The sequence below is a fragment of the Propionicimonas paludicola genome (assembly GCF_002563675.1).
GTDB classification, from domain to species: Bacteria; Actinomycetota; Actinomycetes; order Propionibacteriales; family Propionibacteriaceae; genus Propionicimonas; species Propionicimonas paludicola.
The window spans coordinates 2,942,632-2,956,806 of sequence record NZ_PDJC01000001.1 but is presented as its reverse complement, the minus strand read 5'-3'; the positions used below and the strand labels follow the sequence as shown (position 1 = coordinate 2,956,806).

At 64.2% G+C, this 14,175-nt stretch carries 16 protein-coding genes, 1 tRNA gene and 1 pseudogene; 13 read left to right on the top strand and 5 right to left on the bottom strand.

The window, feature by feature from the left end:
* The first annotated feature begins 88 nt into the window (after positions 1-88).
* From gyrA to ATK74_RS13655, 9 genes and pseudogenes are all read left to right on the top strand, one after another.
* Positions 89-2,743, top strand: a complete 2,655-nt coding sequence (gene gyrA / locus ATK74_RS13685; RefSeq protein WP_098461562.1) for a DNA gyrase subunit A — start codon at positions 89-91, stop codon at positions 2,741-2,743.
* On the top strand, positions 2,736-3,497 hold the full coding sequence (locus ATK74_RS13680; RefSeq protein ID WP_169923868.1) for a DUF3566 domain-containing protein: 762 nt from the start codon (positions 2,736-2,738) through the stop codon (positions 3,495-3,497). The genes gyrA and ATK74_RS13680 overlap by 8 nt, the downstream gene beginning before the upstream one ends.
* A gap of 149 nt (positions 3,498-3,646) precedes the next feature.
* Positions 3,647-3,723, top strand: a tRNA-Ile gene (locus tag ATK74_RS13675).
* A 41-nt stretch (positions 3,724-3,764) separates the two neighbouring features.
* Positions 3,765-4,028 (top strand): annotated as a pseudogene (locus ATK74_RS15790) (hypothetical protein); the annotation flags it as partial.
* A 24-nt stretch (positions 4,029-4,052) separates the two neighbouring features.
* On the top strand, positions 4,053-4,475 hold the full coding sequence (locus tag ATK74_RS15460) for a phage integrase central domain-containing protein (protein WP_169923867.1): 423 nt from the start codon (positions 4,053-4,055) through the stop codon (positions 4,473-4,475).
* Complete coding sequence (locus ATK74_RS13665; protein ID WP_169923866.1) at positions 4,475-5,017, top strand: tyrosine-type recombinase/integrase; 543 nt, start codon at positions 4,475-4,477, stop codon at positions 5,015-5,017. The genes ATK74_RS15460 and ATK74_RS13665 overlap by 1 nt, the downstream gene beginning before the upstream one ends.
* 73 nt (positions 5,018-5,090) lie before the next feature.
* Positions 5,091-5,921, top strand: coding sequence for a TIGR04255 family protein (locus ATK74_RS13660; RefSeq protein WP_098461558.1), 831 nt, complete (start codon positions 5,091-5,093; stop codon positions 5,919-5,921).
* Positions 5,918-6,487: a helix-turn-helix domain-containing protein gene (locus ATK74_RS15775; RefSeq protein ID WP_425440103.1), complete on the top strand. Its 570-nt coding sequence runs from the start codon at positions 5,918-5,920 to the stop codon at positions 6,485-6,487. Before ATK74_RS13660 ends, ATK74_RS15775 begins: the two co-directional genes overlap by 4 nt.
* Before the next feature lie 10 nt (positions 6,488-6,497).
* A complete protein-coding gene (locus ATK74_RS13655; protein ID WP_143483684.1) occupies positions 6,498-7,352 on the top strand; it encodes a hypothetical protein in 855 nt (284 codons plus the stop codon).
* Between the two features lie 128 nt (positions 7,353-7,480).
* Here the strand turns inward: ATK74_RS13655 and ATK74_RS13650 are convergent, their stop codons facing one another.
* The 3 genes from ATK74_RS13650 to ATK74_RS15230 all read right to left on the bottom strand — a co-directional run bounded on the left by ATK74_RS13650 (position 7,481) and on the right by ATK74_RS15230 (position 8,423).
* Positions 7,481-7,843 carry a type II toxin-antitoxin system death-on-curing family toxin gene (locus ATK74_RS13650; RefSeq protein WP_098461556.1) on the bottom strand — a complete coding sequence of 121 codons (363 nt, stop codon included), beginning with the start codon at positions 7,841-7,843 and terminating at the stop codon, positions 7,481-7,483.
* Positions 7,840-8,043, bottom strand: coding sequence for a CopG family transcriptional regulator (locus ATK74_RS13645; protein ID WP_098461555.1), 204 nt, complete (start codon positions 8,041-8,043; stop codon positions 7,840-7,842). The genes ATK74_RS13650 and ATK74_RS13645 overlap by 4 nt, the downstream gene beginning before the upstream one ends.
* Before the next feature lie 89 nt (positions 8,044-8,132).
* Positions 8,133-8,423 (bottom strand): hypothetical protein, encoded by a 291-nt coding sequence (locus ATK74_RS15230; protein ID WP_143483683.1) that lies wholly within the window; start codon positions 8,421-8,423, stop codon positions 8,133-8,135.
* A 352-nt stretch (positions 8,424-8,775) separates the two neighbouring features.
* Between ATK74_RS15230 and ATK74_RS13635 the strand changes: the two genes are divergently transcribed.
* The 3 genes from ATK74_RS13635 to ATK74_RS13620 all read left to right on the top strand — a co-directional run bounded on the left by ATK74_RS13635 (position 8,776) and on the right by ATK74_RS13620 (position 11,378).
* Positions 8,776-8,982, top strand: a complete 207-nt coding sequence (locus ATK74_RS13635; protein ID WP_098461553.1) for a hypothetical protein — start codon at positions 8,776-8,778, stop codon at positions 8,980-8,982.
* 83 nt (positions 8,983-9,065) lie between these two features.
* Positions 9,066-10,412, top strand: coding sequence for a hypothetical protein (locus ATK74_RS13625; protein ID WP_143483682.1), 1,347 nt, complete (start codon positions 9,066-9,068; stop codon positions 10,410-10,412).
* A gap of 426 nt (positions 10,413-10,838) precedes the next feature.
* The gene (locus ATK74_RS13620) at positions 10,839-11,378 is read left to right on the top strand and encodes a hypothetical protein (protein ID WP_143483681.1); all 540 of its coding nucleotides are present in this window, start codon (positions 10,839-10,841) and stop codon (positions 11,376-11,378) included.
* A 223-nt stretch (positions 11,379-11,601) separates the two neighbouring features.
* Here ATK74_RS13620 and ATK74_RS15545 read toward each other — a convergent pair whose 3' ends face one another.
* Both ATK74_RS15545 and ATK74_RS15225 read right to left on the bottom strand, forming a co-directional pair.
* Entirely contained in the window at positions 11,602-12,957 is a 1,356-nt protein-coding gene (locus ATK74_RS15545; protein ID WP_211283390.1) for an SMI1/KNR4 family protein, read from the bottom strand.
* A gap of 108 nt (positions 12,958-13,065) precedes the next feature.
* Complete coding sequence (locus ATK74_RS15225; RefSeq protein ID WP_169923865.1) at positions 13,066-13,476, bottom strand: hypothetical protein; 411 nt, start codon at positions 13,474-13,476, stop codon at positions 13,066-13,068.
* Positions 13,477-13,622: 146 nt separating this feature from the next.
* Between ATK74_RS15225 and ATK74_RS13605 the strand changes: the two genes are divergently transcribed.
* On the top strand, positions 13,623-14,042 hold the full coding sequence (locus ATK74_RS13605; protein WP_098461548.1) for a hypothetical protein: 420 nt from the start codon (positions 13,623-13,625) through the stop codon (positions 14,040-14,042).
* The last annotated feature ends 133 nt before the right edge of the window (positions 14,043-14,175 follow it).

Below are 14,175 nucleotides of genomic sequence, written 5' to 3'. Positions count from 1 at the left end.
CAGTCGAAGCCAACGCCGGACGTGATCCCTTCGACAGGCTCAGGGATCGATCGGCTGTACGAGCAAGCTCCGGAGAAGGAGAAGTTGAATGACTGACGGTCCAGACGAACCGATCGGCGCCGAAGACGTCGAGCTCGAAGCTCCCGAGCAGGGCCTGGTTCCGACCAAGGCCAAGACCGAGGAGATCGACCTGCAGGTCGAGATCCAGCGGTCCTACCTCGACTACGCCATGAGCGTGATCGTCGGTCGTGCGCTCCCGGACGTCCGTGACGGCTTGAAGCCGGTGCACCGCCGAGTGCTCTACGCCATGTACGACGGCGGCTACCGCCCCGACCGCGGCTGGAACAAGTGCTCCCGCGTGGTCGGTGAGGTGATGGGTCTGTACCACCCGCACGGTGACTCGGCGATCTACGACACCCTCGTCCGTCTTGCCCAGCCGTGGGTAATGCGGGCGCCGCTGGTGTCCGGTCAGGGCAACTTCGGCTCCCCGGGCAACGACCCTGCCGCCGCCATGCGATACACCGAGTGCAAGATGGCGCCGTTGTCGATGGAGATGGTCCGCGACATCACCGAGGACACCGTCGACTTCGTCCCCAACTACGACAACCGCGAGCTCGAGCCGACCGTCCTGCCGGCCCGGTTCCCGAACCTGCTGGTGAACGGCTCGACCGGTATCGCGGTCGGCATGGCCACCAACATCCCGACCCACAACCTGCGGGAGGTCTCCTCTGCGGTCCAGTGGGCACTGGAGCATCCCGAAGCCAGCAAGGAAGAGCTGCTTGAGGCGGCCATGGAGCGGGTCAAGGGCCCGGACTTCCCCAACGGCGCGCTGATCGTCGGACGCCAGGGCATCGAGGACGCCTACCGCACCGGTCGCGGCTCGGTGATCATGCGGGCCGTCATCGACATCGAAGAGGACAAGGCCGGACGCACCCTGCTGGTGGTCACCGAACTGCCGCACATGTGCAACCCGGACAACCTGGCCATCAAGATCGCCGAGCTGGTGAACGCCGGCAAGCTGACCGGCATCGCCGACATCCGCGACGACTCGTCCGCGCGTACCGGCCAGCGACTGGTGATCGTGCTCAAGCGCGACGCCCAGCCGCGCGTGGTGATGAACAACCTGTACAAGCACACCCAGCTGCAGGACACCTTCGGCTGCAACATGCTGGCGTTGGTGGACGAGGTGCCGCGCACGCTGCGGCTGGACCAGTTCATCAGCTACTGGGTCAAGCACCAGATGCAGGTCATTCAGCGCCGGACCGCGTTCCGGCTGCAGGAGGCCGAGAAGCGGGCCCACCTGGATCGCGGCTTGGTGGCCGCGCTGAACCGGCTGGACGAAGTGCTCGCCCTGATCCGGGCGTCCCGGACCGCCGAGGCGGCCCGCGAGGGACTGAAGGACCTGCTGGGCATCGACGACGACCAGGCGCTGCACATCCTGAACACCCAGCTGCGCCGGCTGGCCGCCATGGAGATCGAGCAGATCATCGCCCGGTTGGCCGACCTGGAGACCCAGATCAAGGACCTGCAGGACATCCTGGTCCGGCCCGAGCGTCAGCGTCAGATCATCAGCACCGAGCTGGCCGAGATCGTCGACAAGTACGGCGACGAGCGTCGCACCCGGATCATCGCCGCGGACGGCGATCTGTCCGAAGAGGACCTGATCCCCGACGACGAGATGGTGGTCACCATCACGCGCGGCGGCTACGCCAAGCGCACCCGGACCGACCTGTACCGGACCCAGAAGCGCGGTGGCAAGGGAGTTCGCGGCGCCTCGCTGCGGGCCGACGACGAGGTGGATCACCTCTTCGCGACCACCAACCACCAGTGGATCTTGTTCTTCACCAACCTGGGCCGGGTCTACCGGGCCAAGGTCTGGCAGCTGCCGGAGGCCGGACGGGACGCCAAGGGCGGCCACGTGGCCGGCCTGCTCAGCTTCCTGCCCGACGAGCAGATCGCCGAAGTGCTCACCCTGCGCAGCTATGACGACGCGCCGTACCTGCTGCTGGCCACTCGCAATGGTCTGGTCAAGAAGACCGAGCTGCGGGCCTACGACTCGCCGCGACAGGCGGGCGTGATCGCGGTGAACTTCCGCGAGGACGACGACGAACTGATCGGCGCCTCGCTGTGTTCGGCCGAGGACGACGTCCTGCTGATCTCCCGCAAGGGTCAGGCGATCCGGTTCGCCGCTGATGATGAGCAGCTGCGTCCGATGGGCCGAGCGACGTCCGGTGTCACCGGCATGAAGTTCCGTCACGGCGACGCGCTGCTGAGCATGTCGGTGATCGGGGCGGACATGCCCGAGGACGATCGCTTCGTGTTCACCGTCACCGACGGCGGCTTCGCCAAGCGGACCGCGGTCAGCGAGTATCGCCAGCAGGGCCGCGGCGGCCTGGGCATCAAGGCCATGAAGCTGAACGAGGATCGTGGATCCCTGGTCGGCGGCCTGGTCGTCCAAGAGTCCGACGAGGTGATCGCCATCAAGACCAGCGGTCAGATCATCCGCTCCGCAGTCGCCGACGTGCCGGCCAAGGGCCGCGACACGATGGGGGTCAAGTTCGTGGCGGTGGCTGGGGACGACGCGGTTTCGGTGATCGCCATCAACCCCGAGTCCAGCACCGACGACGAGACTTCCGGTTCCGTTGACCCGGAAGCTGACGAGCAGGGTAGCGTTGAGGCGCAACAGCCGCCGGCTGAGACTGATGAGGTCGAGCCGAACGCCGAGGAGGGAACCGGTGACTGACCAACCAGACCCCGCGTCGTCTGCCCCCAAGGGTGGACCGGACGCTCAGTGGAGCGTCGAGGGGGCCACCGGCGAGGCCACGTGGAACGAGGGCATGGCCGACACGGTGGTGCGGCTGCCCAAGGTGCCGGTTGCGCCGAAGCGTGACGGCAAGAGCCAAGGGCCCAACACGGGACGGACCCGTGCGGTGAGCGCCAAGGCGCCCAACCCGCCGGCCACTTCGACCCAGCCGCGAGGTCGCGCTACGCGCCGTCCGGCTGCCGAGGCTGCGCCGACCGCGGTGCAGGCTCCGGTGGCTGCTCCTCCGGTGCCGCCGACTCCGGTCGTCCCGGTGGCTGCGGCCGCCGCGGAGGCCACCAAGCCGCGCAGCGCCAACCTGCGCCGCACCCGGAAGGCGCGGCTGCGCTTGTCCCGGGTGGATCCGTGGTCGGTGATGAAGACCTCGTTCCTGTTCTCGATCGCCTTCGGGATCATGTTCTGGGTCTCGGTCTACGTGCTGTGGAACGTGGTCTCGTCCTCGGGCGTCTTCGAGGCGTTGAACAGCCAGATCACCAAGATCATCGCCAGCCCGACCAGCAACGACACCTGGAACATCCAGGACTACATCAGCACCAACAAGGTGCTCGGCCTCAGCGCGCTGTTCGCTGCGGTGAACGTGGTGCTGATCACCGCGCTGGGCACCCTGACCGCGTTCTTGTACAACCTGTCCGCCAACATCCTCGGCGGCCTGGAAGTCACCCTCGCTGAAAACTGATCCTTCGTGGACGTTTCTAGAAACGTCCACCCTGGTCAGCCCCGATTGTGGTGGCGGTTCCGCCACCGTCCAGCTGGTCCGGATCACCCCGATTTGAGCCTCTGGACGGGAGTCGGTAACCTTTCACCTTGCGTGTTCACCCGCGCGGCGGGCCTATAGCTCAGACGGTTAGAGCGCTGCCCTGATAAGGCAGAGGTCACTGGTTCAAGTCCAGTTAGGCCCACCAGATCTCTCGGAGATCCCCGCCGCCTTCCGTGAACCTTTCGGATGCGGGCACCCTCCTGTTCGGCTGCCCCGATCGCGCGGCCCGATGATGAGGCGAAGCGGGTCCCCCGTGCGGCACGAGGGTTGAGCGAAAGTGACCTGGCCGCCGAGCCCATGAGACAGGTCAAGCGATCGATCGCCACGATACGCAGGTTGCCCTCGAAGATGTACCAGGCGAGCTACATCGGGCCAGACATGGCTCGATACAACGCTCCGGGCACATTCACGGCCAGAGCGGGCGCGGAGGGCTGGGTCGCTTTGGAGCGACGGCTGATCGAGTGGGAGGAGTGGATGCCGCCAGCTCAACGGCGGGCCAAGCACATCCAGGATGACACTCAGACATTGCGCACCTACGCCGACACCTGGCTTCCGGAGCGGACCGCCGTCCGCGGCCTGAAGCCGAAGACTGTGAGTGAACATCAGCGCTACCTCGACCGGCTGATCTACCCGACGCTGGGGGAGCTGCGGCTGAAGGACGTGACGCCGGCGACGGTGCGGGCGTGGATCGGGAAGCTCAACGCGGGGACGCCGCGGGTCAACAAGCACGCCTACGCGCTGGTGAAGACGATCTTCGCTACGGCGGTCCAGGACGAGCTGCTGGATCGGAACCCCTGCCGGGAACGGATGCGGAAGCCCGTCCGGCACATCGGGGGCCGGCGACCCTGGGCGAGTTGGCGCTGTTGGTGGCAGCGATGCCGGAACGGTTGCGGCTGATGATTGAGCTGGCCGCCTGGTGTGCACTGAGGTTCGGTAAAGTGGTCGATCTGCACCGAGGCGACGTCGACCTCAAGAGCGGTGAGATTCGGGTCAGCCGCGCCGTCCAGTGGGTCGACGGCAAGAAAATCGTGGCAGCGCCCAAGGCCGACAGCGTCCGAGTGGTGGCTTTCCCGCCCCACATCGGGGAAGCGATCAAGGAGCATCTTCGGAAGCACGCCCAATGGCGCAAGGACGGCCTGCTGTTCCCAACGATGCATGGTGAGCAGTACCGGGCGCCCACCTTCCACCAGGCCTACTTCAGGAAGGCCAGAGAGGCCGCTGGACGGCCCGACACCTGCGCTTCCACGACCTCCGCGGCACACCGGAGCCACTTTGCGGCCGCGCCAGGCGCCACGCTGGCCGAGTTGATGCAGCGCTTGGGCCACTCCACCGTCTCAGCGGCTCTTGCCTACCAGCACGCCGCACAGGGCTCGGATAGGCGGATCGCGGAGCCGCTGTCAAGATTCGCCATTACCAGCAGCCACGAGCGTGGAACCTAGAGCGAGGGCGTTTCGTCAGACGAAGTCTCCGGCTTGGCAACATCGCCAGGCAGTGTGAAGTACAGTGTGAAGTATGAGTGAAGTGGTAGTGGATCCATTCATTGACGAAGAGCTCGAAGAGATCCCTCTAGCTGCGAGCCCCCTCGAAACGGTCATCTTCCAAGTTCAGTTCCCTGGGTCGCTGTCCAAACTGAAGCAAGCCCTCGCGACTGAGCGCCTGCAAGCGCTACTCGTGGACGACTTTCCCTACGCTGAGAAGCAGCGTGGCATGAGCTGGACCTTCCAGCCGGGCCAAATGCCTGTACAAGAGGCGGGGTCGGAGTTCTGGAACCTGTCCAGTGCGGATCGCAACGTCACAGCTTCCTTCGGTGGCGAATCTGCCTCGGTCGTGACCAGATCCTATGGATCCAGGGGCGAGTTCGTGGGACTCGTGCGAAGGGTACTGGCCGCAGTGCAGGAAGCGGGGAGTCCGCCCGCCGTAAGTCGGATCGGGCTTCGCTACATCGATCGGGTTGTCTTGAGGGAGAGCGGAGCCCGCGAATGGCTATCGTCTCTTAGTGAGCCATCTCGGGGCGTGCTTGCCGTGATTGACGAGGCTGACATTGAGTGCGTACCACTGTGCATACAGCAACTTGTGTACAAGTGGAGGGACGGTCCCCAACTGCAGGGCCGATGGGGCGTGCTTCCGAAGGGTGCGGTGATAGACCCAAACATGAAGGTGCACGACACGGAAACTTGGTTCCTAGACATCGATACGTTCATCGAGGATCCAACCGGAGGTCTCGGGTTCGATGCGGCCACGGACCAGTTGGAGTCCCTTGCTCGCCGGTCATATCGGTTCTTCCGCTGGATGGTTCCACTTCCTGCGCTGGGCCGATTCAGGCCCACTGGGATTGCCTCATGAACCCCTCGGTCCCGCAGTTGCCAGTGGTCTTCCGCGCCGCCAAACGGGTCGCTGCCATAGGCATGGCGGCAAGTACTGTCGCCCCTACTTCTGGCGGGGCTATGACCTTCTTTGAGGCGAGACCGTGGACCGCTTCACCAGTCCAATTTACTCAGCCTCCTCCAGTTCAGAGCACGACTGGGGGTCCGCTGAGTTTTGATGAGGTCCTAAACCGTCGCGCCGTAGTTGTTGGACTCGGGTCAACCGGACTCGCGTCGGCCGACAACATTCGCACGATCTACGAGCGATCGGGCCTTACCTGGGAGCAGCTGGCGCGGCTCTTCGGCGTCTCCCGTCGGGCGGTGCACTCTTGGGCGTCCGGCAGCCGCGTTAGTGCGCGTCACCTTGAGGCCATATATGACCTCGCTGGTCGACTCTCCAGTCGCGCTGGCGACCCTGAAGACAATCGAGCCTGGCTCCTCGACTCGTCATCGGGGTCCAGTGTGTACGAGCAGATACGGCTAGCCAACACGCGCAAGCCCGTAGAAGCCCGGCTCACCCCCCGTGAGCTGATGGGTATCAGCTGATCCCATCGAGATGGCAGACAACAGCATTCGTCAGGGCGACTACCTTCCCGAGGTTCGTCGCATCTTCTCTGTGTCGTCTGACGGCCCTGTAGAACACCCGACGGTGCTTGGGGTCGTCGTCATCTCACAATGCTGCGACCTTACGAAGGCGTCTGCAACCAACCTTCCCGTTTGTGCTGCCGTGGTTGAGCTACATGGAAGTGATGCGGCGCTGGCGAGATCTGGGAGGCAACCCCGGTATGCGAGCGCCGAGCATCTGGGCGAGGGCTTTTTTGTCGACTTCGGGGCCATGGGCTCGATTGAGACCGACCTTCTTGACGGGGCTGTTGCCGAGGAGGATGACGAACGTCGAAGAGTGTTGGCTGGAAGAGTCTCCCGCCGATTCAGCCGTTTTGCGTACCCTGATGAGGTCCAGCGCTACCTCCGCACGCTGCAAAAGAACCTGCGATCCCGAATCACAAAGGACTCCGCAGTTGCACGATGCTTGGATCAGCTCGCCACCCTGCGGGTGGAAGCTGACTGGGACGACGGCCCGCCTTGGGCCCTCAATGTCGTGTTCGTTCTCGGTGATGGAATCCTTCCGCCCCTCGGGGACGACCTTCCCCAACCCACTCTGCTCCGCGTCCTTCCAAAGGACCTGACCAAGACCGCCCAGTTGATCGATGCTTGCGCACCGGAAGATGCGCAGCTATTCCCGCTGTGGCAGCGGTTCTCACAGCTCTTGTGCGAGAGTGCCCTTGCCGAAGGTGTGCCAGGCGTCATTGAAGAGTGGACGACCGAGGTCACGGACGAGTCGGACTTCAGTTACGCACGGTTCATGAGATCAGCGGATCTGGATGTAGATGACCTCTCAGAGGTTGACTGAGCGACTCACCCAAACCCTTGTGTCACCCGAGTCATCGTGCCAACGATTTGACTCGCCACCGAGATGCATGAGGTCTGTGCCAGATCGAACTGCTCGGAGGCTGCTGGCGCACTCGCGGAGTTCGTGGGTCAGTGCCAACTCGCCAGATGCGCGGCTGCTTCTCCGTAGGTGATGGCGCTACTCGCGATGGCGATGACCAGGTCGTAGGCGTCGTCGTCGGGCACGTCCAGTTCGATGCTGTTGAGTCCGTAGAACACGACGGCCGCGAGCCAGCCGATGCGCCTGTTGCCGTCGATCAGGGCGTGGTTGCGGACTATTGACTCCAGGAGCACGGCAGCCTTCTGGTCGATCTCGGGATAGGCGTCCACACCGAACACCGTCGCCTGCGGTCTGTGCACGGCAGAGTCGAGCAACCCGACGTCCCGGATCGGGCCGACCTTCAGGTCATCGATGAGCGCTAGGACGTCTTCCAGCGTGAGGTACTCGATCACTTGCCCAGGCGGTCCAACAGGTCGGCGTACTGCTCTCGGGCGCCGGCGGACAGGGTGCGGATCTTGTCCTGTCGCAGCCTGCGGGAGGCCGCCTCGTGGATCGCACGGACGGTCGCTTCCTGCTTGCTCACGCCGTCAGCCTCAGCCAGAAGGGCGAGGGCGCGCTCATCGTCGGGGTGTAGTCGCAAGGTCATCGCCATCAGGCCATGATACCAACCTGGTATCGGGTCCCATGAGTTCGCTCGAGGATGCCGGGGAAGACGAGGCGGCGGAAAGTCAGGAGACCGCCTCAGTACTTCAGCACCCCGGGAGCAAGGTTGGCCACCAAAGCGACTAGCCCGCCCGCTCGATCTGGCGCCACCTGAAGAGCCTGCTGACCCGTTAGGGGGTTGAACAGGGTTCCGTCGACGAGCGCCAGGATGGAACCACCGATCCGATACATCGGGACTTCCAGCAGAGGATCCGCGAAGGCGTAGGGAGGCCTCCGCAGAGCGTGGCAAGCCGCCGTGAGGTGCGTCAAGCGCCGCAGCCGCTGACCCTCGGCCAGCGCTTCCAGACCCCCGCTCAGGTCGATCGCCATCGCCAGTCGAGCCACATCGCCGATTGTGAATCGGATCCATGACCCATCCGCCCCGTCCGCTGAGTCGGGGGAGACCTCCCGGACTCGACCGGCTAGCCATCGCAGGCGCCTCGACGTCATGAGGTCCTCAACCCCAAGCAACCGGCGCGTCGCGAGGAGCCCGTAGGTGGCCCGCAGTGGCTCACTCATCCGACGACGCGGTCCCGATCTTGGACCAAAATCTCCATAGAAATGACATTAGTGGCTAGTATTGGCAGAAATATCCGCGAAGGGCACCAATTTGTCGGACGTCCGGGCGAAGAGATAGACTCGCTCGATCACGCGTCAAGCCGACACGCCGACGGCTGATCGGGTGGCCATCAAGGATGGACCGAGGGAGAACGACGTGGCGAACGTCTACGACACGACGGATGGCGAGAAGGCCTGGGTCGACAAGGTCTGGAACAGCCAAGGCAAGGATGGCTTCATTGTCGTCCGGTCGGCTGAGGGTGCCCTCGCGACGCGCGCGAGCGCCCGCGGGTTCCGTCCCGCGCACTCGCAAACCCGTCGAAGTCGGTGAAGCTCGATGCTGGCCCATCGTCTCCCAAATCGGCGCAGACGGTGGGCCGGTACTTTTGTGCCTTAATTGATGACCCTTCCTGGGTGCGCCGGCGAGTTGAGACTGTTCACATCGTTGACCTCAAACGAGTCGAACGGCGGGTGACGCTTGACATCGATATGGAACGAGTAGCGGAAAGGGCTCGCGACGCAGGAGTCGATGGGGAGCACGTCCGCAAACTCCCCGTTCCTTTGGCAATGCTCCAGAAGACCCTGCTCTTGGATGTCGATGTGCGCGACCACAGCGGAGGCGCCGTCTCTATTGCCACCAGCCACGAGGACTCCCAGGCCGCTCACGCCACAATGCTCAGTCGCATCGCCGAACACATGCCAGGTATCGAACTGTCGGACTACCTGATCCAGAAGCTCTACGTAATCGCGAAGGACATGCCTTCCAAGACCGACTACGAAAAGTTGGTGAGTGGGGACCCTGCCTCCCGGGACATCGACGCGTGGACGCTCGGAGGCGAGAACGGTGTCATACCAAACGCTAAAGACAGCGCGGTGTGGGACGCGGTCTTCGAGAATGAGCACATCGTGCCGACGATCGTCGACTTCACCAGACTCTTCATGCCGACCATCTATCTGCGGAAGGACGGAGGACTGACGCTGGTCAAACTCCGCTATGTAGAGCGTGAATCGATCATCACGAGACGACGCAACGCCGGGCGGATCGGATGGGAACCAGCATCAATCCTCATCGAGGCGCCCGCCGTTGGTCGAGCGGAGCGAGAGCATCTGAGGTTGATCGCGCCGCCAGGCTTAAGCCTCACGGAGATGACCCTGGCCCGGATTCAGGACGGGTCGCCCCCGGCAGGAAAGCAGACCTTTGAGCGCCGGGTTACCCATGAACGCGGGGTGCTGTACTCGTCTGGGCTGCAGGTTGGGTCTTACCTTGCCCTCGCAAGGCTGGTGCCGAGCGCTGCTGAGTTCGCCATACCCGCCATGATCACGACTGGTATCTCGGCTTTGCTCCTACTCGTGGGTGCCTGGTACCAGGCTACTTTCGGGATCTTGGCCGACGCGCAATCCACCATCGCCCTCCTTCTTCTCGCTCCGTCAACCGTGGCGGCATACCTCACCAGAAGAGGCGAACACAAGCTGCTCGGCAGAGTCCTGATCTGGCCAAAGGTGCTCGTAGGAATCACCGTGCTTGGATCCCTGCTAGCGGCAGGCTCGATGGTTCTCGTCCGCAACCAGTTGGGCCCGTATCAAGTGTGGCCCGTTGTTGCACTCGACCTAGTACGCATCTGGACGACGACCGGGGCGTACAGCCTCTTGGTGGCGGTCGTGCTTGCGGTGTCAGCAATACGAGGCAGGATGGCTATGTCGAAGGTTGACGAGACCCCGTTGTCATGGCAGGTCCGAGTGCGCATCCTGTCCCACCGCTGACTGCGCCCGCCGAACGTCCAGGAGTTGAGAACGATTCCTTGTTGTCGGCCACCCACGAATCGGCGGTCGCGATGCCTGGAACGCGGCATTGCACGTAAGATGCACCGTCGCGAGGCCAGTTAGGCAACGCGTCTCGTTTGGCCTTGTGAGAGGCACCTTCCGGGAACCGCGTTGACTGGTTCAAGTCCAGTTAGGCCCACCAGATCTTCCCCGCCCGCCCCTCCGGTTCTGTGAGGGTGGGGCACATGCCGTCCGAAGCCTCTTCTTCTGGCATTTTCGGCGCGCCTCGTCTCTTGCGGGATCTTCATCGGGCCACCAAGGCTCGTCGACGGGAGACGGAACGCTCGCATTTGCCGCCGACAGCTCGGCCGTCTTGGCCTCCGCTGAGAATGCAACGCTCGTGGTGTCGAACGCGTGGAGGATGTGATGAGAAACACTGTCCTAGTCGCCGTCATCGGCATGGTTCTCGCGGGGTGTGGGTCTGTCTCGGCAGCTACGCCCGGGAACGTGCCGTCCTCAGTTCCAACGCCGACGCTCACCGTTCGGCATGGCGACAAGGAGGCTCCCAGCTTCAGGCCGAGACCATTCGTCGTGCGGTACGCCGATACCCAGCTCGAACTCGAGCCCTACACCTACTGCTGGTCGGGTGGGTCCAGCAGCGGCTGTGCGGATGGTGTCGATCATCATCCGCCGGAGATCGGTTCGCCGAGGGAGATCCTCGTGTTCGTCGCGACCAAGGAGTTCAACGAACTGGTGGTGACGCTAGAGCCTCTCGGCGCCGACGGCGCCGACCATGCGGTCGAGGTGAACAGCCGGTTCCTGGGGGACGGTTGGTGGCAGGCCGCGCAGCCCAGGGTGCCTGCCGGGACGTACCTGGTCAGCCTCTTCGCCGCCGACACCACCAGCAGTGGCGGCTCCGGCGATATGGTCGCCGATCTCATGTGGACTATCGACACGGATCGGTAGGAACGCGAACAACACGCGCGCTTGTGCCGCACAGGTCGCGGGAGCGTCCTATCGCGGGCGATCTGGAAGTGCGCGAGAAGGGCATCAGGGTCACCGCTCCTGGCTACGATCTCGCCTTCGTCAGGAGCGTCGTCGGGCTCAAGTTGGGGTGTGAGCCATCCGGCAGCCCGCTGTTTCAACAGCCGGAGCCGGGTGTGGAGGGTCCGACCAGCGAGGGCCGCGGTTACCTGCGCTGCTTCTCGATCATCTCGACCCAGCCACGCCACATCTCGCCTTGTTCGGCGTCGTCGAGCATCGCAGGGGTGATCAGGGCGAGCGCCTCGTCCAGGGCCCCCATCTGCATCAGGGTGGACAAGGCTGAGGACACGTCCACCCGTCCCTGCTGAGCCACCGCACTCACAGCCTGAGCCAGCGACGGGTCCCGCGGACGCGAGGCAGCCGAGACGAGCCTCTCAATCCGGTCGGCTGGCGTCGACGCGTCCACTAGGAGGGCGCGAGCGGGTTCAGTCGCCCGGGGATCGCCGCAACCGACCAGCCGCTCGAGGCATTCGGGGTTGTCGTGGAGCAGCCACGCGTCCCACAGCAGGTCGAGCCCGGCTTGGTCGGCGTACACCGTGTAGGCGATCCGTCCACGAGAGAGCAGGTCGACCCCTGCCTGGTGCGCGCGCGGGTCGGGGTCGGTGGCCAGCCGGGTCATCACCGAACCGATCACCCACTCATCGCTTTCGGTGTGGACGAGGCCGAGCACCGCCTCCAATGCCTCGGTGGTGGGGACGCGAGCGATCGCGCTCCACACGGAGCTGCGGACGTCGGCGTGGGGGTGGTCAGTGAGGGCGATTAGTCGGTGCAGCCATGGCTGCGGGTCCTGCAGTTGTCTGATCTCCCAGTGCCGGTTCACTGCTGCGTCGTCCGTGCGCGCATCGAGTTCAGCGAAGGCCGACTCCAGTCCAGGGATGTACCCCGAGGCCTCCGCGATCTCTTGCGCGTGGCGCTTGCGGAGCTCGGTCGTGTCGGCACGCAGGAGGTCGGCAAACGAGCGGTACCGGAATGCGCCGGGGTCGGTGACATCGAAGCTCCAGGCCTCCCACTCGCCGTCCGACTGGCAGGCCAGCGGATTGAGCAGGATGGCACTCTCCCACTCGAAGCACGAGATCTGGAGCAGGTGCGGAAGATGGCTCACCTTGAGCTGGACGCAGTCCTGCGTCCGGCTGTAGTCGAAGTACACCTCGTCGGGGAGGTTGCTCTCGGGCCCATCGCTCCAGATCTCCACAGTGTCGGGACTCTTGTCTCGTAGCCATCCGACCTGGCCGGTGGTCAGCAGTCCGGCATCGTCGCCTTCGTTGCTCGGGAGGAGGATGTGGTCCCACCCCGGCTTGGTGATCGCGCCATCGGTGAGTTCCAGGAACGCCCGATAGGAGGGCGGAAGGGTGCGGCCGAGCCGCTCCTCGAGCGCTGCGATCGCCTCCGCCGAGGCCGGTGCCCGGAGGATCGACGGGACGCGTTCATCCTCGTCGAGTCCGTCCAGAACGGCGGCCTCCCAGTCCAGCACCAGCCGATGAACCGTCTCCTGAACGCTCACCTCACGACCTCCCAGCTCAGGCTATCGACCACTTCCTGTTCGTATCGGGCCTGGCGAAAAGTGAGTCGAGGAGCAGCCGCTGGCCAGAATGCCGAACCTGCGCGGCGGCTACGGGTGAATCGAAGTGGTTTCCAGTGTGTAGGTTCCGCCTGACCGAATGGTCACCTCGTGCGGATCCACTTGCCCGCCACTTTCGTTCCCGATCGGGACGCTGGTGACCATGTAGATGCCCGGCGGCAACTCGATACGGAACGCACCATCCTTGCCTGCCTCGAAGTTGTAGACAGCTGGTGTCGAAGTGTAGATCGCGGTCGCGGTCAGCTTCGCCGCATAGGTATAGGTCTTGGGGTCTAAGCCTCCCTTCACGTACAGGTGCCCGACTAGTAGGCCAGGCGCAGGTGTTGGCGTTGGCGTGGACACGGGCTCATTGCTCGCTGCAGTGCAACCGGCCAGCAGGGCGAACACAGCCGCAACAGCTACCGGCAGCAGGAAGAGGCGTCCATGGCGTGCTCGGTTCATGATCAATCGATCCTCCTTCACTACGTAGACGCCTTCCAGACCAGCATTGTTGAGGCCCCTAGGTGACAACTTGAGTGCAACTCAAGACGCAGTAGGTTTGAAGCAACCCCCGTCTGAATGCAGACTCCACCAACGTTGGCGGTGACATGAAGTTGTCTGATCGTGCTCTTGCCTGGACCATCCTGGCCGTGGTTGGTGTCCTGGTGAGCGGCGGACTGACCTTCTGGTGGCTGCGTGCCAACGTGATCGCCCCGTCGTGTGGCGACTCTGCCACGGCGCAGCTGGACCGCGCGGTCGATGAGCTCAGCAGCCGAATCCCGAGCCTGCACTTCACCAGGTTCGGCGATAGCTGCGACTCAGGCGGTCAGGTGTACGCCTCGTGGGAGCACGATGGCCTGGACCAACTACTCACGCAGGCTGTGGCCGCCGGCTGCCGGGTGGAGGCTCGGGATCCCGACGACCTGGACAGCTCCCAGTCGATCACTTGTGGCACCACCGGACGGGACGTGATCCTCACCGCAGAACTCGGCAGCGTCCCTCTCGAGGGTCTACTGCTTCTGTCCTGAGTAGGCAGAACTCCCTCGCACGTCTCGAGCAGCCAGCATCGGAGGTCCCGAGGACTCCCGGGGCTCCCCATTCCCGGCCCGAGATGGTGTCGCCACTTGGTCAGAAGCAGCCCCAACTATCCCAGCGACGTGC

What these genes read in the sequence shown, in the direction of transcription:
- gyrA (WP_098461562.1), top strand. Translation starts at nt 89, where the DNA reads ATGACTGACGGTCCAGACGAACCGATCGGCGCCGAAGACGTCGAGCTC.
- ATK74_RS15460 (WP_169923867.1), top strand. Translation starts at nt 4,053, where the DNA reads ATGCCGCCAGCTCAACGGCGGGCCAAGCACATCCAGGATGACACTCAG.
- ATK74_RS13665 (WP_169923866.1), top strand. Translation starts at nt 4,475, where the DNA reads ATGATTGAGCTGGCCGCCTGGTGTGCACTGAGGTTCGGTAAAGTGGTC.
- ATK74_RS13660 (WP_098461558.1), top strand. Translation starts at nt 5,091, where the DNA reads ATGAGTGAAGTGGTAGTGGATCCATTCATTGACGAAGAGCTCGAAGAG.
- ATK74_RS15775 (WP_425440103.1), top strand. Translation starts at nt 5,918, where the DNA reads ATGAACCCCTCGGTCCCGCAGTTGCCAGTGGTCTTCCGCGCCGCCAAA.
- ATK74_RS13655 (WP_143483684.1), top strand. Translation starts at nt 6,498, where the DNA reads ATGGCAGACAACAGCATTCGTCAGGGCGACTACCTTCCCGAGGTTCGT.
- ATK74_RS13645 (WP_098461555.1), bottom strand. Translation starts at nt 8,043, where the DNA reads ATGGCGATGACCTTGCGACTACACCCCGACGATGAGCGCGCCCTCGCC.
- ATK74_RS15230 (WP_143483683.1), bottom strand. Translation starts at nt 8,423, where the DNA reads ATGGCGATCGACCTGAGCGGGGGTCTGGAAGCGCTGGCCGAGGGTCAG.
- ATK74_RS13620 (WP_143483681.1), top strand. Translation starts at nt 10,839, where the DNA reads ATGAGAAACACTGTCCTAGTCGCCGTCATCGGCATGGTTCTCGCGGGG.
- ATK74_RS15225 (WP_169923865.1), bottom strand. Translation starts at nt 13,476, where the DNA reads ATGAACCGAGCACGCCATGGACGCCTCTTCCTGCTGCCGGTAGCTGTT.
- ATK74_RS13605 (WP_098461548.1), top strand. Translation starts at nt 13,623, where the DNA reads ATGAAGTTGTCTGATCGTGCTCTTGCCTGGACCATCCTGGCCGTGGTT.